Here is an 18,471-nt window from a genome sequence, read left to right as displayed (position 1 = left end):
CACACTTCCGTCAGGTCCGCCCGTACCTCAGGAGCGGGTCGCCCAGACGTAACGGTGCTCCGGGCGGCCCGCGTCGCCGTACTTGAGCGTCAGCCTGGCGCGTCCCGTGCGCTCCAGGAGCTTCAGATAGCGCTGGGCGGTCTGGCGGCTCACCCCCGTCCGCTCGGCGATCTCCTGGGCCGACAGGGGGCCTTCGGCGTTCACCAGGGCCCGGCGCACGAGTTCCGCGGTGGTGGGGGAGTGTCCTTTGGGCAGTTCGGGCTCGGGGCCGGAGGACAGGGCGCCGAAGATCCGGTCCACTTCGGCCTGTTCGGCCTCGCCGCCACCGTCGAGGGTGCGGCGCAGCTCCGCGTACGCCTCCAGCTTGGAGCGCAGCCCCGCGAAGGCGAACGGCTTGACCAGATACTGCAGCGCCCCCTGCCGCATCGCCGCCTGCACGGTCGACACGTCCCGGGCCGCCGTCACCATGATCACGTCGGTCTCGTGGCCGCGCCGGCGCATCTCCTGGACGACCGACAGGCCCGTGTCGTCGGGCAGATAGTGGTCCATGAGGACGAGGTCCAGATGCGGGAGCAGCTCCAACTGCCGCAGCGCCTCGGACGCGCTGTGGGCCTCGCCGGCGACGTGGAAACCGGGCACCTTCTCCACGTAGGCGGCGTTGACGCGCGCCACGCGGATGTCGTCGTCCACGACCAGTACCTCGATCATCGCGGCTCCTCCTCGGCGGTGGCTGTGGCGACTGTGTCCGCCGCGGTCGGCTCCAGGCACGGTTGTGCGTCCGGGACGCGTGCGTGCTCCGCTTCCGGAGCGCGGCCGGGGCGTGGTAGCGGTGCCGGGTCCGGCTCGGCGAGTGCCTCCGGCAGTACGACCATGAACTCGGCGCCCCCGCCGTCGGCATCGGCCACGCGCGCGCTGCCGCCCTGCCGCTCCGCCAGACGGCGCACCAGGGGGAGACCGATCCCGCGTTTGCCGTGCGCCGGCGGCTTCTTCGTGGACCACCCCTCCGTGAAGATCAACTCGCGCTGCTCCGCCGGGATTCCGGGCCCCGTGTCGCGCACTCGGAGGATCGCGGTACGGCCCTCCGCGCGCAGTTCGACCTCCACGCGCGCGTGCGCCGTACCGGCGACGGCGTCCAGCGCGTTGTCGACCAGGTTGCCGACGACGGTGACCAGCCCCCTGGGATCGATCAGCCGGTCCGGGAGCAGGGTTTGGTCCGAGACGAGCAGGGCGACCCCGCGCTCTGCCGCCACGGTCGCCTTGCCGACCAGCAGAGCCGCGAGCAGCGGATCGCGGATCTTCTCGGCGACCTGCTCCGCGGTGGCCCGGTGGTCGCCCACCACCTCGCCGACGAACTCCACGGCGTCGTCGAACATCTCCAGTTCGAGCAGGCCCAGGAGCGTGTGCATGCGGTTGGCGTGTTCGTGGTCCTGGGCACGCAGGGCGTCGAGCAGACCGTGCGTGGAGTCGAGCTCGCGGCCGAGCTGTTCCAGTTCGGTCCGGTCGCGGAGGGTGGCCACGGCGCCGCCGTCGTCGGTGGGCATGCGGTTGGCGACCAGCACCCGCTGACCGCGCACGGTGAGCAGGTCGGTTCCGGTCACGCGGCCGGCCAGCACATCGGTCGTACGTCCGGCGCCGAGCGCCTCGTCCAGGGAGCGGCCGACGGCCTCCTCGCCGATGCCCAGCAGGCGCTGTGCCTCGTCGTTGAGGAGCCGGACGCGGCCCGCGCGGTCCAGGGCGACGACCCCCTCGCGGATGCCGTGCAGGACGGCCTCGCGCTCCGCGAGCAGCGACGCGATGTCCGAGAAGGCCAGGTCACGGGTCTGTCGTTGCACCCGTCGGGAGATCAGCCAGGCGGCCAGGGCGCCCACGGCCATGGCGCCCCCCGCGTAGGCGAGCAGCCCCGGGATCGCGTGGAACAGCCGGGCGCGCACGCTGTCGTACTCGATGCCGACCGAGACCGCCCCGACGACCCTGCCGCCGGTGTCGCGCAGCGGCACCTTGCCCCGGGCGGAGCGGCCCAGGGTGCCGCTGTCGATCTCCATGACCTCCTTGCCCGCCAGCGCCTGGCGGGGGTCGGTGGAGACGACCCGGCCGATCTCCTTCGGATCCGTGTGCGACCAACGCACGCCCCGCATGTCCATCACCACGACGTACTCGGCCCCGCTGGCCTTCCGGATCCGCTCCGCCTCGGCCTGCACCGGCCCGTCGACCGACGGCTTGCTGTGCTGCAGGTCCTCGGCGATCTGCGGCTGGGCCGCGGTGGTCTGCGCGATCGCCAGCGCCCGGCGCATCGCCTGGTCGTCCAACTGGTCGCTGAGCGGCGCGAGGAACAGCCCGGTCGCGAGCACCGCCACTCCCGCGGCGATCGCCACCTGCATCAGCAGCACCTGCGAGAACATCCGCCGCGGCAGACCGAGGCGCAGGCGGCGTACGGGGGGAGTGGGGCTCATACCCATGACGGTACGGGGACGAGCGGCCCATGCCGTAGTGGGGTGACGTGGATCCCTTGATCAATGCGTGTACAGACCGTGCGCGGATATGTACGGCTGCTTGACGGGTGGACTGCGGGCCGCCCGGGCCGACGCCGTACAGATTGACGTGTGCGGATTGATGCCGTGCGGTCAGCGCCTCGGAGCCGCCGACTCCAGTTCACGCACCGCCACCACGTCCAGCCGCGCCGGTGAACCCAACGCCGACCCGCAGCTCTCCGGGCGCGGTGGCAGCGAGGCGCCCTGGGTCACCGCGACGCTCCACCGGCGGCCGTCCGTGTGAGCGACGGTCACCTCCCAGCGGGGCGCCGAGCCGTCTGTGCGTTCGACGCTCAGTGCGTCCATCGCGTATTCGCGCACCGCCGAGCGGACGGCCAGTTCCGCGGCCTGCCCGGGCCGCTCCCAGGCGGAGCCGCCGCGGCAGCCGTCCAACTCGAGACGCCCTTCGCGCACGCCCTGGAGGATCTCCTTGACGTGCGGAGCCTGGGCGCGGCCGTACGCGTACCCGTACGGAAGCACAAGCAGCGTGGGGGAGAAGCGGTGACCACCGAGGTGCGTGACCTCCCAGGCGCCCTCGACCCCGGAGGCGGCCAGCTCGGCGGCGAGAGGGCGGCCGAGCAGCGCACAGCAGCGGTCGCGCTTGCCGTTGGTGCAGACGAGGGCGAGGGGGTCGCCGGTGTGGGGCCGCCCCTGGAGCACCGTGTCGAAGGTGCGTGGGTCGCCCTCGCCGAGAGCCGCGAAGTCGAGGTCGAGCAGCTGTTCGGGGTCACATGTCGTGGCGCTGTGCAGCCAGACGCCTCCGGGAGTGGTGTGGGCCGCGTACACCTGCCGTACGGCAGGTGGCCCGAAGTCGGCGTGCCGGCCTGGGCGGCGGATCAGGGCGATCCGCACGCCGGTGCCCTCGGCGGCCTTCTCGAGGGCGCGGCCGAGAGCGGGGTTCAGATGGCTCATGGTGAGCGCCTGGGCACCCCACGGACCGGGCTGCTCGACCAGCAGCCACGTCCTCGCGGTCGCCGCGGTTCCCGCGATGGGCTCGTCGAGGTCCCGGGAGACGGTTGCGCACCTACTCACAGAGGTGAGCCTAACCTGACTTGGGAGGAGGCGACTTCCGGCCGCGCGGAACGGGTGGTCCGGCGGTCCATCCCCATCCGGCTACTCCGGGAGCGCCTGCGGAGGGCGCTCACCCACGTACGTTCCGGACGGGCGCATCCGCAGGGGACGTTCGCCGTACTCCTCCAGGGCGTGCGCGATCCAGCCCGCCGTACGGGCGACGGCGAAGATCGTCTCGCCTGCCGACGCTCCCATGCCGCAGGCGACGGTGAACACGGCCAGGGCGAGGTCCACGTTGGCGTGCAGCGGGGCGTGGCGAGCGGTGGTGGTCACGACGTCGTGGGCCGCGGCGAGGGCGGGAGCGGCCTGCGGCATCTCCTCCAGGAGGGCGAAGAGGGCACGCGCGCGTGGGTCCTCACCGGAGTAGAGCCGGTGGCCCAGCCCAGGGACACGGCGGCCCGCGCGCAGCTCGTCCGCGACCACGGGAGCCGCGTCGCCCTCTTCGAGCACGTCGACGAGCATCCTGTGCGCCAGACCGCTGGCGGCGCCGTGGAGCGGGCCCTCGAGGACGCCGAGCCCGGCCGAGACGGCTGCGTAGGGGTGCGCGCGGGCGGACGCGGCGACGCGAACGGCGAGGGTCGAGGCGGCCAGGTCGTGGTCGACGAGGAGACCGAGTGCCGTGTCCAGGGTGCGCAGCGAGGCCTCGTCGGCGATCCGGACGGTGAGCCGGGCCCAGAGGCGGTGCGCCAGTGAGCCTTCGTCGCGGTGGCCGGCCGACAGTGGCGGCAGGGCGGCGACAAGGGTGGGGATGAGGGTGCGGGCGGTGCCCAGGACGGTGTCCTCGGAGAGGTCGAAGCGGAGTGGGTCGACCGCGGCCGCGGCGATGGCGGCGACCCGGAGGCGGTCTACGGGGTCGCTGTGCTCCGGCAGAGCGTTCACCGAGCGGCGGGCGGCGGCGACCGAGGCCTTGGGCGCGGTGAAGGTGACTCCGGGACGCAGAGTGCCGGTCCACAGCCACTCGGCGACTTCTTCGTAGGAGTGGCGTGAGGCCAGTTCGGTGGCATCGACGCCCCGGAAGTAGTACCGGTCCTTGTCGATGAGGGTGAGCCGGGTGCGTACGGACAGATCCCCGCCGGACCCCGGACTTCCGCTGCTCTCCCGCTTGTTGCGGTGGGCGAGCGCCTCCACCTCGCGGGCGTCGAAGGTGCTGCCGCGGCCACCGGGGTCGCGTCGGCTGTCGAGCTGACCGCGACTCACGTACGCGTACACGGTTTCAGGCTTCACGCCGAGCAGTTCGGCGGTCTCCTTGGTGCTCAGGCGGCGGCTCGTGTGATCGGGGGCGGGCTCTTGATCGCGCATGGGTGTCACCGTATCCATCTGGATTGCATGTTGATTGAATCAATATTGACATCGTTTTAGTCAATCATGGACAGTCGAATCAAGTCCAAGGAGGAAACATGTCGATCAACCGGGCCGCAACCGCCGCATCCACCGCCGTCGTCGACGTACCGCGGGGCCTCGCGGGCGTCGTCGTCACCGACACCCGAATTGGGGACGTCCGGGGGCGCGAGGGCTTTTACCACTACCGCCAGTACTCCGCCGTGGAACTCGCACAGACCCGGGGCTTCGAGGACGTCTGGCATCTCCTCGTCCACGGGGGACTGCCGGACGCGGCTCGTCTCGCCGCCTTCACCGCGCAGACCGCGGCGCTGCGACGGCTGCCCGACGAGGTGCGGGCGGCCCTGCCGGCGATCGCGGCGGCGAGCGGCCGGTCCGGACCGCTGGCCGGAATGCGCACGGCGCTGTCGCTGCTCGGCGCCGCCAAGGGCTTCCGTCCCGTCTACGACATCGACGCCGAGCAGCGATGCGCGGACGCGCTGGCCGCCTCCGCGGCCGTGCCGACCGTGCTGACGGCGCTGTATCGGCTGGGCCGGGGCCTCGACCCCGTGGAGCCGAGGGACGACCTCCCCTATGCGGCCAACTACCTGTACATGTTGACCGGGTCGGAGCCGGACCCGCTGCACGCCAGGGCGATCGAGCAATATCTGATCTCGACCATTGACCATGGATTCAATGCATCAACGTTCACGGCGCGAGTCATCACGTCGACGGGCGCGGATGTGGTGGCGTGTCTGGTGGGCGCCGTCGGAGCGCTGTCCGGCCCGTTGCACGGCGGAGCCCCGAGCCGCGCGCTGGACACCCTGGACGCGATCGGGACGCCGGACCGCATCGATCCCTGGATCCGCGAACGCGTCCTCGCCGGTGACCGCATCATGGGCTTCGGGCATCCGGTCTACCGCACCGAGGACCCCCGCTCCCGCATGCTGCGGGGGATCGCGGAGCAGTTCGGCGGCCCGCTGGTCGAGCTTGCGGTCGAGGTCGAACGCCGGGTGGAGGCGATCCTGGCCGAACTGAAGCCGGGCCGCGAACTGCACACGAACGTCGAGTTCTACGCGGGCGTGGTCATGGAACTGTGCGGTCTGCCGCGCGAGATGTTCACACCGACGTTCGCCGCGGCCCGCGTGGTGGGCTGGAGCGCCAACATCCTGGAGCAGGCGGAGGACTCGAAGATCATCCGGCCGGCGGCCCGGTATGTGGGGCCCGTACCCCCGGTGGCGGTACCGGTCGCCGTCTGAGGCCCGCAGGCCCGGTATCGCGCGGGTCGCTCACTCGGCGACGATTTCTCTGGCTCGTATCCTGGGGCGGCATTCGTTCCTCGTACGTGCGCGAGGCCCATGGACCGGTGTGCGCGCCGGCGTGAGAGAGGTCGCAGAGTGAGTCAGCCGAGTCCGAGCCAGAGCCCTCGGCAGATCCCCGTCATCGTCCTCGCCGGCTTCCTCGGTTCCGGCAAGACCACTCTCCTCAACCACCTCCTCCACCGCGGCGGTGGCAGCCGTATCGGCGCCATCGTCAACGACTTCGGAGCCATCGAGATCGACGCGATGGCCGTCGCGGGAGCACTGGGCGACTCCACGGTCTCGCTGGGCAACGGATGTCTGTGCTGCGCCGTTGATGCGAGCGAACTTGATGTCTATCTTGATCGACTCACTCAACCCTCGGCCCGGATCGACGTCATCGTCATCGAGGCCAGCGGGCTCGCCGAACCGCAGGAACTCGTACGGATGATGCTCGCCAGCGAGAACCCCCGGGTCGTGTACGGGGGGCTCGTCGAGGTCGTCGACGCGGTCGAGTTCGAGGACACGCGCGTGAAGCACCCCGAGATCGACAGGCACCTCGCCCTCGCCGATCTCGTCGTCGTCAACAAGGTCGGACAGGTCACCGACGGCGGTGAGCGCGTCCTGAACGCAGTCCACGGGCTGGTCGACCGGGCGGCTGTGGTGTCCGCCGACTACGGGCGCGTCGACCCCGAGCTCCTCTTCGACTGCCGGCCGAGCGAGGAGCGCATCGGTCAGCTGACCTTCGACGACCTGCACGATCACAGCAAGGACGAGGACGAGGACGGTCACGACGAGAACGGCACGGGAGACCATTCAGGGCATCTGCACGCCGCCTACGACAGCCTCTCCTTCACCTCCTCGACGCCCCTCCACCCGCGCCGGCTGATGGACTTCCTCGACAGCCGGCCCGAAGGGCTCTACCGCATCAAGGGGTACGTCGACTTCGGGCCGCACGACCCGCGCAACCGGTACACCGTGCACGCCGTCGGGCGGTTCCTGCGGTTCTACCCGGAGCCCTGGGCCGACGACGAGGAGCGTCTCAGCCGGCTCGTCCTCATCGGAACCGGCATCCAGCTCCCCACCCTCAGCAAGGACCTGGAGGCCTGCATGGACGACGCCCCACACGCCGACGAGCACAGCATGTGGGGCGTCCTGAGGTACGTACAGGAGCGGAGCCCGGAGGATTCCGAGGAAGCCGGCGGGCCCACCCCGGGCTGACTAGACCGGGCCCGCCACCACACCCACCGTCTTCGGCAGGGACACGCCCGAGCCGTCGCGGCGCGGATCCACCTCGGGGAGCTCCGCCGGGATGCCGTTCCGCTGGGAGGCACGCGCGGGTGCCGGGCCCGCCCAGCCCAGGGACAGACAGTCCTCGCCCTTCAGGAACCGCTGGCAGCGCACGCCACCGGTGGCACGGCCCTTGCGCGGGTACTGGTCGAAGGGGGTCAGTTTCGCCGTCGTCTGCACGGAGTCGTCCAGAGTGCCCCGCGAGCCCGCGACCGTGAACACGACCGCGTCCACCGCCGGGTCCACCGCCGTGAACGAGATGACCTTGGCGCCGTCCGTCAGCTTGATGCCGGCCATACCACCGGCCGGGCGGCCCTGCGGGCGGACGTGGGAGGCCTGGAAACGCAGCAGTTGGGCGTCGTCCGTGATGAAGACGAGGTCCTCCTCGCCGGTGCGCAGCTCGGCGGCGCCCACGATCCGGTCGCCGTCCCTGAGCGTGATGACCTCCAGCTCCTCCTTGTTGGAGGGATAGTCGGGGACCACACGCTTGACGACACCCTGCTCCGTGCCGATCGCGAGGCCAGGGGACGACTCGTCGAGCGTCGTCAGACAGACCACCGTCTCCCCGTCCTCCAGGGAGAGGAACTCCGAAAGGGGGGCGCCGCCCGAGAGGTTGGGCGCCGCCATCGTGTCGGGGAGCCGGGGGAGGTCGATGACGTTGATCCGCAGCAGCCGGCCGGCCGAGGTCACCGCGCCCACCTCGCCCCGGGCCGTGGCGGGTACAGCGGAGACGATCAGGTCGTGCTTCGCGCGCCGGCCGTCCTCGTCGACCGGGAACGGCTCGCCGTTCGCCGTACGCGCCAGCAGGTCCGTCGAGGACAGCAGGACCCGGCACGGGTCGTCGGCCACCTGGAGCGGGACCGCGGCGGTGGCGGGGGCGCCGGCAGACTCCAGCAGGACCGTACGCCGCTCGGTGCCGAACTTCTTGGCCACTGCGGCCAGTTCGGCCGACACCAGCTTGCGGAGCTCCGCGTCCGACTCGAGGATCCGGGTCAGTTCCGCGATCTCGGCGGCCAGCCGGTCCTTCTCGGACTCCAGCTCGATCCGGTCGAACCGGGTGAGTCGGCGCAGCGGGGTGTCCAGGATGTACTGCGTCTGGATCTCCGACAGGGAGAACCGCTCCATCAGGCGTTCCTTCGCCTGCGCGGAGTTGTCGCTGGAGCGGATCAGCCGGATGACCTCGTCGATGTCGACGAGCGCCGTGAGCAGGCCCTCGACCAGGTGCAGCCGGTCGCGGCGCTTGCCGCGGCGGAACTCCGAGCGACGCCGTACGACCTCGAAGCGGTGGTCGAGATAGACCTCCAGGAGCTCCTTGAGGCCCAGGGTGAGCGGCTGGCCGTCCACCAGCGCCACGTTGTTGATGCCGAAGGACTCCTCCATCGGCGTCAGCTTGTAGAGCTGCTCCAGGACGGCCTCAGGCACGAAGCCGTTCTTGATCTCGATGACCAGGCGCAGACCGTGGCTGCGGTCGGTGAGGTCCTTGACGTCGGCGATGCCCTGGAGCTTCTTCGAGCCGACCAGGTCCTTGATCTTGGCGATCACCTTCTCCGGGCCGACCGTGAACGGCAGTTCGGTGACGACCAGGCCCATCCGGCGTGCCGTCACGTTCTCCACCGACACCGTCGCACGGATCTTGAACGTGCCGCGGCCCGTCTCGTACGCGTCCCTGATCCCCGAGAGGCCGACGATCCGGCCGCCGGTGGGCAGGTCGGGCCCCGGAACGTGCCGCATCAGGGTGTCGAGGTCGGCGTTCGGGTAGCGGATGAGATGGCGGGCGGCCGAGATGACCTCGCCGAGGTTGTGCGGCGGCATGTTCGTGGCCATACCGACGGCGATGCCCGACGCGCCGTTGACCAGCAGGTTCGGGAAGGCGGCGGGCAGCGCCACCGGTTCCTGTTCCTGCCCGTCGTAGTTGGGGGCGAAGTCGACCGTGTCCTCGTCGATGGACTCCGTCATCAGGGAGGTCGCGTCGGCCATCCGGCACTCGGTGTAACGCATGGCGGCCGGCGGGTCGTCGTTGCCCAGCGAGCCGAAGTTGCCGTGGCCGTCGACCAGCGGCACGCGCATGGAGAACGGCTGGGCGAGACGCACCAGGGCGTCGTAGATCGACGAGTCGCCGTGCGGGTGCAACTTACCCATGACCTCGCCGACGACCCGGGCGCACTTCACATAGCCGCGGTCCGGGCGCAGGCCCATCTCGTTCATCTGGTAGACGATGCGGCGGTGTACGGGCTTGAGACCGTCGCGGGCGTCGGGCAGGGCCCGGGAGTAGATGACCGAGTACGCGTACTCGAGGAAGGAGCCCTGCATCTCGTCGACGACGTCAATGTCGAGGATCCGCTCCTCGAAGTCATCGGGCGGCGGGGTCTTCGTGCTGCGGCGGGCCATCGCTGCCGGCTCCTTCTGTTTCCTGGTCGTTCGCTTACACGGCGCTTAGATCGGTGACATGAACGGCATCTGATGCGGACCATTGTGGACTGCCGCACTGACAACGTGGACCAAGGGCCGTCCCTGAGGCGGTGCTGGGCTGTGGACGACGATGCTGAAACGTACCGCCCGCCGCCTCACCAATCTCGCTGTGGGCGTACGTCCGCCGGGAACTTCGCCAGCACTCCACACGCTTGCATACAGTGGCAGGACCGGCAGGAAAACAGCGGTTGCAACAACCGCATCCGCGATCGAAGGGACGTACATGCCCATGGGTCACACGGCCACAGCCGAGGCAGGCTCCGGCGGCCTGACAGCTACAGAGCACCGCCTCGCCAACGGGCTGCGCGTGGTGCTCTCCGAGGACCACCTGACCCCGGTCGCGGCGGTGTGCCTCTGGTACGACGTCGGATCGCGCCACGAGGTCAAGGGCCGTACGGGCCTGGCTCACCTCTTCGAGCACCTGATGTTCCAGGGCTCCGGCCAGGTGAAGGGCAACGGCCACTTCGAACTGGTCCAGGGCGCGGGCGGCTCGCTCAACGGCACCACCAGCTTCGAGCGCACCAACTACTTCGAGACCATGCCCACCCACCAGCTGGAGCTCGCCCTCTGGCTGGAGGCGGACCGCATGGGCTCGCTGCTCGCGGCCCTCGACGACGAGTCCATGGAGAACCAGCGGGACGTCGTCAAGAACGAGCGCCGGCAGCGCTACGACAACGTCCCCTACGGCACGGCGTTCGAGAAGCTGACCGCCCTCGCCTACCCGGAGGGCCACCCCTACCACCACACGCCGATCGGCTCGATGGCCGACCTGGACGCGGCGACCCTGGAGGACGCGCGCGCGTTCTTCCGCACGTACTACGCGCCCAACAACGCCGTTCTGTCGGTCGTCGGGGACATCGACCCCGAGGAGACGCTCGCCTGGGTCGAGAAGTACTTCGGATCCATCGCCGGACACGACGGCAAGCCCGCGCCGCGCTCCGGCGCCCTTCCCGACGTCATCGGCGAGGAACTGCGCGAGGTCGTCGTGGAGGAGGTCCCCTCGCGCGCGCTGATGGCCGCCTACCGGCTCCCGGAGGACGGCACACGCGCGTGCGACGCGGCCGACCTGGCGCTCACCATCCTCGGCGGCGGCGAGTCCTCCCGTCTCTACAACCGGCTCGTACGGCGGGACCGTACGGCGGTGGCGGCCGGTTTCGGCCTGCTGCGGCTGGCCGGAGCACCCTCCCTGGGGTGGCTGGACGTCAAGACGTCCGCGGACGTCGAGGTGCCGGTCATCGAGGCCGCCGTCGACGAGGAGCTCGCCCGGTTCGCCGCGGACGGCCCCACGGCCGAGGAAATGGAGCGCGCCCAGGCCCAGTTGGAGCGTGAGTGGCTCGACCGGCTCGGTACGGTCGCCGGCCGCGCCGACGAACTGTGCCGCTTCGCGGTGCTGTTCGGCGACCCGCAGCTCGCGCTGACCGCCGTGCAGCGCGTACTCGAGGTGACCGCCGAAGAGGTCCAGCAGGCCGCCAAGGAGCGACTGCGCCCCGACAACCGCGCGGTGCTCGTCTACGAGCCTCTGACCGCCGACAGCGACACCGACACCGACGAGGAGGCGGCCAAGTGACCGAGCTCGCCACGATGGAGTTCCACCCCCAGCCCCAGGCGGGCGAGGCCAAGCCCTGGGCCTTCCCGGCCCCCGGGCGGGACACGCTCGGCAATGGTCTGACGGTCCTGCGGTGCCACCGCCCCGGCCAGCAGGTCGTCGCCGTCGAGGTGCTCGTCGACGCCCCCCTGGAGGCCGAGCCCGCCGGTCTCGACGGAGTGGCCACGATCATGGCCCGGGCCTTCTCCGAAGGCACCGACAAGCACTCCGCCGAGGACTTCGCCGCCGAGCTGGAGCGCTGCGGCGCCACCCTCGACGCGCACGCCGACCACCCCGGCGTCCGCCTCAGCCTCGAAGTCCCCGTGTCGCGACTGCCCAAGGCGCTCGGTCTGCTGGCCGACGCCCTCAGGGCGCCCGCCTTCACGGACAGCGAGATCGAGCGGCTGGTGCGCAACCGGCTCGACGAGATCCCGCACGAGACGGCCAACCCGGCCCGCCGCTCCGCCAAGCAGCTCTACAAGGAGCTGTTCCCGGCGACCTCGCGCATGTCACGTCCGCGCCAGGGCACCGAGGACACGGTCGCCAAGATCGACTCGGCCGCCGTACGCGCCTTCTACGACAGGCACGTCCGGCCCGCCACGGCCACCGCGGTGGTCGTCGGCGACCTCACCGGCATCGACCTGGACGCGCTCCTCGGTGACACCCTGGGCGCCTGGACGGGCACTTCGGCCGAGCCGCGGCCGGTGCCGCCGGTGACCGCCGACGACACCGGCCGGGTCGTCATCGTGGACCGCCCGGGCGCCGTGCAGACCCAGCTGCTCATCGGCCGCATCGGCGCCGACCGGCACGACCGGGTCTGGGCCGCCCAGGTCCTCGGCACGTACTGCCTCGGTGGCACCCTCACCTCCCGTCTGGACCGTGTCCTGCGCGAGGAGAAGGGTTACACCTACGGCGTGCGGGCGTTCGGGCAGGTCCTGCGCTCCGCTCCGGAGGGTACGGGTGCCGCGCTGCTGGCCATCAGCGGCTCCTTCGACACCCCGAACACCGGTCCCGCCCTCGAGGACCTCTGGAAGGTGCTGCGCACGCTCGCGGCCGAGGGGCTCACCGACGCCGAGCGCGATGTCGCGGTGCAGAACCTGGTCGGCGTCGCCCCGCTCAAGTACGAGACCGCGGCGGCCGTGGCGAGCACGCTGGCCGACCAGGTCGAGCAGCACCTGCCCGACGACTACCAGGCGACGCTGTACCGCCGGCTCGCGGCGACCGGCACCGTGGAAGCCACCGCGGCGGCCGTCAACGCCTTCCCGGTCGACCGGCTGGTGACGGTCCTCGTGGGCGACGCGGCGGAGATCGAGGCGCCCGTCAGGGCTCTCGGCATCGGCGAAGTGAGCGTCGTACCCGCCGAGTAGGGACACCGTCCACAGAGACGTCGTAGCGGCAGGGGCCCGGTGACGGAAGCGTCACCGGGCCCCTGTTTGTCCATGTTGATGTGCAAGTTGCCCGTATTGATGGAGAGGTTGACAGTCTGCACTGTGGCATGCGCGACAAAACCCGTGATCGGTTTGTTATTTGAAAGTAGTCACGCTTAGCGTCTGTCCGGCTGTCCGTCACGCAGTGCGCCGCAGTCGCGGCACCGGACAGTCATCGCCGAGTCCCCGTACGGCGCGAGCCAGGGGAGCCGGGGACCCACATCGTGCAGTCCCTGGGGTGAATCGGACGCCCGCGCGTGCCGCGAGGGGGCCCGTAGGAGACCTTCCTGCTCCGAACCCGTCAGCTAACCCGGTAGGCGAGAAGGAGGAAAGGAACAACCACTACATGGCGTTCACCCGCGCCACCGGGAAGCACCGTCGTCCCAGCCGCCCCAGCCTTGTCAACCGTACGACCGCTCGCGCGGCCGGCGTCGCGGCCCTCGCGACCAGCGGCGTCGTAGGCGCCCTCGCCGCCCCGGCGCTCGCCACGGAGTCCGCCGTCGAGCAGACCGGCCTCACCCCGGTGATCTCCATAGGGGAGTCGCTCGCCGAGCAGATAGACGCTCAGGCCGCCGCCCAGGAGCAGGCGGCCGAGCAGGCCGCCGCCGAGAAGCGGATCGAGGCCGCGGAGAAGCGGGCCGCGGCCGCCGCCAAGAAGCTGGCCGAGGAACGCGTCAAGCAGGAGCGCGAGGTGAAGGCCCGCGCCGCCCGTGAGGCCGAGCGTAAGCGCCTCAACGCCTACGTGGCCCCGATCTCCGGTTCGTACATCTCCACCGGCTACCAGGCGGGCGGCGGTATCTGGTCCTCCGGCAGCCACACCGGCGTCGACTTCCACGCCGCGTCCGGCACCACCGTCCACGCTGTGGGCTCCGGCACCGTCGTCGAGGCCGGCTGGGGCGGGTCCTACGGCAACAACATCGTGATCAAGATGATTGATGGTACGTACACTCAGTACGGTCATCTGTCGTCGATCAACGTCTCCGTGGGCCAGACGGTCACCCCGGGCCAGCAGATCGGCCTCTCCGGGGCCACCGGCAACGTCACCGGTCCCCACCTTCACTTCGAGGCCCGCACGACCCCGGATTACGGCTCGGACATCAACCCGGTCGCCTACCTCCGCTCGCACGGCGTGAACGTCTGACACCTCTTCGTACCACTCGTCGCGGCCCCGGCTCCTCCAGCCGGGGCTTTCGGCGTTTCCGGGTGCCCTGTGTCCAAAAAATATCCACGGATTCCGGCCTGCCGTCGGAAATTCCGGTTCTCTGCAATAGAGTCACTGAACACACGTCAATCGTCGACGTTTCACGGGGATTAAAGCGGAGGTCGGACATGCGTATTCCGGCGCACTCGGTATGCACGGCGATCCGGGACGACATCGTCGCCGGTGTCTACGAGCGCGGCAGCCGGCTCACCGAGGAACTGCTCGCCCGCCGGTACGGCGTCTCGCGCGTCCCCGTCCGCGAGGCCCTGCGCACCCTGGAGGCCGAGGGCTTCGTGGTCACCCGGCGGCACGCGGGCGCGTGCGTCGCGGAACCCACCGAGCAGGAGGCCTCCGACCTGCTGGAGATGCGCATGCTCCTGGAACCGCTGGGCGCCTCCCGGGCCGCCCAGCGGCGCACCGAGGCCCATCTCAAGGTGCTGCGCGGCCTGGTCAGACTCGGCCAGGAGCGGGCCAGAAGGGGCAACAGCGAGGATCTGCGCTCCTTGGGAGGCTGGTTCCACGAGACGCTCACCCAGTCCTCCGGCAGCCACGCCCTGGCCTCGACGCTCACCCAGCTGCGGCACAAGATCGCCTGGATGTACGCGGTGGAGGCACCGCCCAACCCCGTCGAGTCCTGGGCGGAGCACGGGGCGATCGTGGACGCGGTGGCGCGCGGGGACAGCGAGCGCGCGCGGGCGGTCACGGCACTGCACACCGAGCGGGCGACCCTCGCGCACCGGCTGCGCTTTCCGGGCGACGGAGACCGTCCGGATCGTGTGAGGACTTCGCAACCTCCCGTAAACATGATGGGCCTGCGTCATTAACACGGGCGCCGTATACAAAGAGGGTTGAATTCGCGGGGGACTATTTCTGCTGCCCGTGACCGGGAATTACGAAGGGCCCGCCCGATATTCGGGCGGGCCCTTCGCCATGTGCGGGTGGTGCATTTCGGGTGACGTTCGCCGTCACCGTCGACCGAGGACCCCGCAGGGTGCCTCAGACCGTTTCGGGAAGTTCCTCGAGTCCCTCGGCCACCAGCTTCGCCAGACGGTCGAGCGCCGCGTCGGCGCCCTCCGCCTCGGAGGCGAGGACGATCTCCTCGCCCCCCTGGGCACCCAGACCGAGGACCGCCAGCATGGAGGCCGCGTTGACGGGGTTGCCGTCGGCCTTGGCGATCGTCATGGGGACGCCGGCGGCCGTGGCCGCACGGACGAAGATGGAGGCGGGGCGGGCGTGGAGGCCCTCCGCCCAGCCGACGTTGACGCGGCGCTCAGCCATGTGATGCTGCCCTTCACTGTCTCAGGGTTGTCTAGACCATTGTTCCACAGCATGAAGCGTGCCGGGAAGCGGGCTTCGACCCGTCCCGGAACCGCGTTCGAACCCCGGCCTGGGCCCGACTTCGGTCCCCACAGACTGCCCTGCGACGTTGTCGGACGCGAGCCGTACTCTGGGGCGCATGCAGAACTCGTCGGACCGGCACGAGTACCCCGCCCACTGGGAGGCGGACGTCGTCCTGCGCGACGGCGGCACCGCCCGCATCCGCCCCATCACCGTGGACGACGCCGACCGGCTGGTCAGCTTCTACGAACAGGTTTCGGACGAGTCGAAGTACTACCGCTTCTTCGCGCCGTATCCGCGTCTGTCCGCCAAGGACGTCCACCGCTTCACCCACCACGACTTCGTGGACCGGGTGGGGCTCGCGGCCACGGTCGGCGGCGAGTTCATCGCCACCGTACGCTATGACCGGATTGATGCCGACGGACTGCCCGCCTCCGGTCCCGCCGGCGAGGCCGAGGTCGCTTTCCTGGTGCAGGACGCGCACCAGGGCCGGGGCGTCGCCTCCGCCCTCCTCGAACACATCGGTGCTGTCGCCCGGGAGCGCGGGATCCGCCGCTTCGCCGCCGAGGTGCTGCCGGCCAACACCAAGATGATCAAGGTGTTCACGGACGCCGGGTACACCCAGAAGCGCAGCTTCGAGGACGGTGTCGTACGCCTGGAGTTCGACCTGGAGCCCACCGACCGCTCGCTCGCCGTCCAACGCGCGCGTGAGCAGCGGGCCGAGGCGCGCTCCGTACGGCGTCTGCTCGTCCCCGGCGCCGTGGCCGTCGTCGGCGTCGGCCGTGCCCCCGGCGGTGTGGGCCGCAGCGTTCTCGACCACATCAGGGACGCCGGGTTCGCCGGTGACCTGTACGCGGTCAACAGCGCCTTCCCGGTGGACCAGAAGGACATCGACGGCGTACCGGCCCACCGGTCGGTGCGTGACATCGCGGGCCCCGTGGACCTCGCCGTCGTCGCCGTTCCGGCCGCGCGCGTCCCCGAGGTCGTCGCCGAGTGCGGTGAGCACGGCGTGCAGGGGCTCGTCGTGGTCTCCGCCGGGTACGCGGAGAGCGGCCCGGAGGGACGGGAACGACAGCGTGAACTCGTACGGCACGCGCGTACGTACGGGATGCGCATCATCGGCCCCAATGCCTTCGGCGTCATCAATACGGCCGAGGACGTCCGGCTGAACGCCTCACTCGCCCCGGAGATGCCGAGGCCCGGCCGGATCGGCCTGTTCGCGCAGTCCGGGGCCATCGGGATCGCGCTGCTGTCCCGGCTGCACCGGCGCGGCGGAGGCGTCACCGGGGTCACGGGTGTGTCCACCTTCGTCTCGTCCGGCAACCGGGCCGACGTGTCCGGCAACGACGTACTCCAGTACTGGTACGACGACCCGCACACCGATGTCGTCCTCATGTACCTCGAATCCATCGGCAACCCGCGCAAGTTCACGCGTCTCGCGCGGCGCACGGCGGCGGCGAAGCCGCTGGTGGTCGTGCAGGGGGCGCGGCACGACGGCGCCGCTCCCCAGGGACACGCCGTACGGGCCACGCGGCTGTCGCACGCGACGGTGTCCGCACTGCTGCGCCAGGCCGGGGTGATCCGGGTGGACACGATCACCGAACTGGTCGACGCGGGGCTGCTGCTGGCCCGCCAGCCGCTGCCCGCCGGGCCCCGGGTGGCGATCCTCGGGAACTCGGAGTCGCTGGGGCTGCTGACGTACGACGCGTGTCTGTCCGAGGGACTGCGGCCGTCGGCGCCGCTGGACCTGACCACGGGGGCCTCGCCGGAGGACTTCCACCGGGCGTTGGCCCAGGCGCTGGCGAGCGACACGTGCGACGCCGTCGTCGTCACCGCGATCCCCACGGTCGGGGAGGCCGGCGCCCGGGACGCCGCCCTGGCCGAGGCGCTCCGGTCGGCCGCGGCGGAGGTACCGGGGAAGCCGGTCCTGGTGGTCCACGTGGAGCTGGGCGGGCTGGCCGAGGCACTGTCGGCCGCGACCAGCACCGCACCGCACGCGAGGCAGTCGTCCCCCGCGCCGGTGTCGCAGGCCCCCGCGTCCCCGCCCGCCACCACCGCCTCCCCCGACTCCTGTTCCCGTCTGATCCCCGCCTACCCCGCCGCCGAGCGTGCCGTGCGGGCCCTCGGGGAAGCCGTGAAGTACGCCCAGTGGCGGCGGGAGGCCGCCGAGCCCGGCAAGGTCCCCGGCTACGAGGACATCGACGAGAAGGCGGCCGCCGACCTGATCGGCGGGCTCCTCGCGCGAGGACAGGGACTCACCCTCGGTACGGACGAGACGTGCGAGCTTCTCGGGACGTACGGCATCCCGGTGCGCGGCGCCCTGCCCGCCCCGAGCCCCGACGAGGCCGTGGCCGCCGCGCGGAACATCGGTTACCCCGTCGCCCTCAAGGCCACCGCCCCGCATCTGCGACACCGCGCCGACCTGGGCGGCGTACGCCTGGACCTCGCGGACGAGGAGCAACTGCGGCGGGCGTACGCCGAACTGACCGGCCTCTTCGGCAGCCCGGACGAGGTACGGCCCGTCGTCCAGGGGATGGCACCGCGGGGAGTCGACACCGTCGTACGGGCGGTGATCGACCCGGCGGCCGGCGCGGTGCTCTCCTTCGGGCTCGCCGGGCCCGCCTCCCAGCTGCTCGGGGACACCGCGCACCGGCTGATACCGGTCACCGACCGCGACGCGTCCTCGCTGATCCGGTCGATCCGGACGGCACCGATCCTCTTCGGCTGGCGCGGCTCCGCGCCGGTCGACACCGGGGCGCTGGAGGAGCTGCTGCTCAGGGTGTCGCGGCTCGTCGACGACCATCCCGAGGTCATCGCGGTGTCCCTGGAGCCGGTGGTCGTCGCGCAGCACGGCCTGAGTGTCCTCGGGGCGTCGGTCCGGCTGGCGCCGCCGCCCGTCCGCGACGACCTGGGCCCGCGGACACTTCCTGTGTACTGAGCGGTGCCT

At 71.0% G+C, this 18,471-nt stretch carries 13 protein-coding genes and 1 riboswitch; of the genes, 7 read left to right on the top strand and 6 right to left on the bottom strand.

Going from position 1 to position 18,471, the window contains the following annotated elements:
- Positions 1-27: 27 nt before the first annotated feature.
- From ABZ855_RS22300 to ABZ855_RS22285, 4 genes are all read right to left on the bottom strand, one after another.
- Complete coding sequence (locus tag ABZ855_RS22300; RefSeq protein ID WP_360809334.1) at positions 28-708, bottom strand: response regulator; 681 nt, start codon at positions 706-708, stop codon at positions 28-30.
- Positions 705-2,450, bottom strand: a complete 1,746-nt coding sequence (locus ABZ855_RS22295) for a sensor histidine kinase (RefSeq protein ID WP_360809332.1) — start codon at positions 2,448-2,450, stop codon at positions 705-707. Before ABZ855_RS22295 ends, ABZ855_RS22300 begins: the two co-directional genes overlap by 4 nt.
- 171 nt (positions 2,451-2,621) lie before the next feature.
- Positions 2,622-3,560: a sucrase ferredoxin gene (locus ABZ855_RS22290; RefSeq protein ID WP_360809330.1), complete on the bottom strand. Its 939-nt coding sequence runs from the start codon at positions 3,558-3,560 to the stop codon at positions 2,622-2,624.
- An 81-nt stretch (positions 3,561-3,641) separates the two neighbouring features.
- A complete protein-coding gene (locus ABZ855_RS22285) occupies positions 3,642-4,898 on the bottom strand; it encodes a citrate synthase (RefSeq protein ID WP_360809328.1) in 1,257 nt (418 codons plus the stop codon).
- A gap of 98 nt (positions 4,899-4,996) precedes the next feature.
- Between ABZ855_RS22285 and ABZ855_RS22280 the strand changes: the two genes are divergently transcribed.
- On the top strand, positions 4,997-6,175 hold the full coding sequence (locus tag ABZ855_RS22280) for a citrate synthase/methylcitrate synthase (RefSeq protein ID WP_360809326.1): 1,179 nt from the start codon (positions 4,997-4,999) through the stop codon (positions 6,173-6,175).
- Positions 6,176-6,313: 138 nt separating this feature from the next.
- A complete protein-coding gene (locus tag ABZ855_RS22275; protein WP_360809324.1) occupies positions 6,314-7,435 on the top strand; it encodes a GTP-binding protein in 1,122 nt (373 codons plus the stop codon).
- Here ABZ855_RS22275 and ABZ855_RS22270 read toward each other — a convergent pair whose 3' ends face one another.
- The gene (locus ABZ855_RS22270) at positions 7,436-9,892 is read right to left on the bottom strand and encodes a DNA topoisomerase IV subunit A (RefSeq protein WP_360809322.1); all 2,457 of its coding nucleotides are present in this window, start codon (positions 9,890-9,892) and stop codon (positions 7,436-7,438) included.
- Positions 9,893-10,202: 310 nt separating this feature from the next.
- Between ABZ855_RS22270 and ABZ855_RS22265 the strand changes: the two genes are divergently transcribed.
- The 4 genes from ABZ855_RS22265 (at position 10,203) to ABZ855_RS22250 (ending at position 15,010) form a co-directional block, all read left to right on the top strand.
- Complete coding sequence (locus ABZ855_RS22265; protein ID WP_360809467.1) at positions 10,203-11,540, top strand: pitrilysin family protein; 1,338 nt, start codon at positions 10,203-10,205, stop codon at positions 11,538-11,540.
- On the top strand, positions 11,537-12,925 hold the full coding sequence (locus tag ABZ855_RS22260; protein ID WP_360809320.1) for a pitrilysin family protein: 1,389 nt from the start codon (positions 11,537-11,539) through the stop codon (positions 12,923-12,925). Before ABZ855_RS22265 ends, ABZ855_RS22260 begins: the two co-directional genes overlap by 4 nt.
- Positions 12,926-13,151: 226 nt before the next feature.
- Positions 13,152-13,320: riboswitch (cyclic di-AMP (ydaO/yuaA leader) on the top strand.
- A gap of 11 nt (positions 13,321-13,331) precedes the next feature.
- A complete protein-coding gene (locus ABZ855_RS22255; protein ID WP_360809318.1) occupies positions 13,332-14,126 on the top strand; it encodes a M23 family metallopeptidase in 795 nt (264 codons plus the stop codon).
- Positions 14,127-14,314: 188 nt separating this feature from the next.
- Positions 14,315-15,010 carry a GntR family transcriptional regulator gene (locus tag ABZ855_RS22250; RefSeq protein ID WP_360809316.1) on the top strand — a complete coding sequence of 232 codons (696 nt, stop codon included), beginning with the start codon at positions 14,315-14,317 and terminating at the stop codon, positions 15,008-15,010.
- A 172-nt stretch (positions 15,011-15,182) separates the two neighbouring features.
- On the opposite strand, the gene ABZ855_RS22245 is transcribed toward ABZ855_RS22250, so the two are convergent.
- Entirely contained in the window at positions 15,183-15,464 is a 282-nt protein-coding gene (locus ABZ855_RS22245; protein ID WP_006379745.1) for an HPr family phosphocarrier protein, read from the bottom strand.
- A 178-nt stretch (positions 15,465-15,642) separates the two neighbouring features.
- On the opposite strand from ABZ855_RS22245, the gene ABZ855_RS22240 reads away from it, so the two are divergent.
- Positions 15,643-18,462, top strand: coding sequence for a GNAT family N-acetyltransferase (locus ABZ855_RS22240; RefSeq protein ID WP_360809314.1), 2,820 nt, complete (start codon positions 15,643-15,645; stop codon positions 18,460-18,462).
- Positions 18,463-18,471 lie beyond the last annotated feature (9 nt).

Source organism: Streptomyces sp. NPDC047042, assembly GCF_040644035.1.
In the GTDB taxonomy this organism is placed as follows: Bacteria; Actinomycetota; Actinomycetes; order Streptomycetales; family Streptomycetaceae; genus Streptomyces.
This window is presented reverse-complemented; position numbering and strand designations above follow the sequence as displayed.

Bases quoted from the DNA above. Each gene is read 5' to 3' on its own strand.
- ABZ855_RS22240 (WP_360809314.1), top strand. From the start codon at position 15,643: ATGCAGAACTCGTCGGACCGGCACGAGTACCCCGCCCACTGGGAGGCG.
- ABZ855_RS22250 (WP_360809316.1), top strand. From the start codon at position 14,315: ATGCGTATTCCGGCGCACTCGGTATGCACGGCGATCCGGGACGACATC.
- ABZ855_RS22245 (WP_006379745.1), bottom strand. From the start codon at position 15,464: ATGGCTGAGCGCCGCGTCAACGTCGGCTGGGCGGAGGGCCTCCACGCC.
- ABZ855_RS22300 (WP_360809334.1), bottom strand. From the start codon at position 708: ATGATCGAGGTACTGGTCGTGGACGACGACATCCGCGTGGCGCGCGTC.
- ABZ855_RS22255 (WP_360809318.1), top strand. From the start codon at position 13,332: ATGGCGTTCACCCGCGCCACCGGGAAGCACCGTCGTCCCAGCCGCCCC.
- ABZ855_RS22270 (WP_360809322.1), bottom strand. From the start codon at position 9,892: ATGGCCCGCCGCAGCACGAAGACCCCGCCGCCCGATGACTTCGAGGAG.
- ABZ855_RS22295 (WP_360809332.1), bottom strand. From the start codon at position 2,450: ATGAGCCCCACTCCCCCCGTACGCCGCCTGCGCCTCGGTCTGCCGCGG.
- ABZ855_RS22280 (WP_360809326.1), top strand. From the start codon at position 4,997: ATGTCGATCAACCGGGCCGCAACCGCCGCATCCACCGCCGTCGTCGAC.
- ABZ855_RS22285 (WP_360809328.1), bottom strand. From the start codon at position 4,898: ATGCGCGATCAAGAGCCCGCCCCCGATCACACGAGCCGCCGCCTGAGC.
- ABZ855_RS22265 (WP_360809467.1), top strand. From the start codon at position 10,203: ATGGGTCACACGGCCACAGCCGAGGCAGGCTCCGGCGGCCTGACAGCT.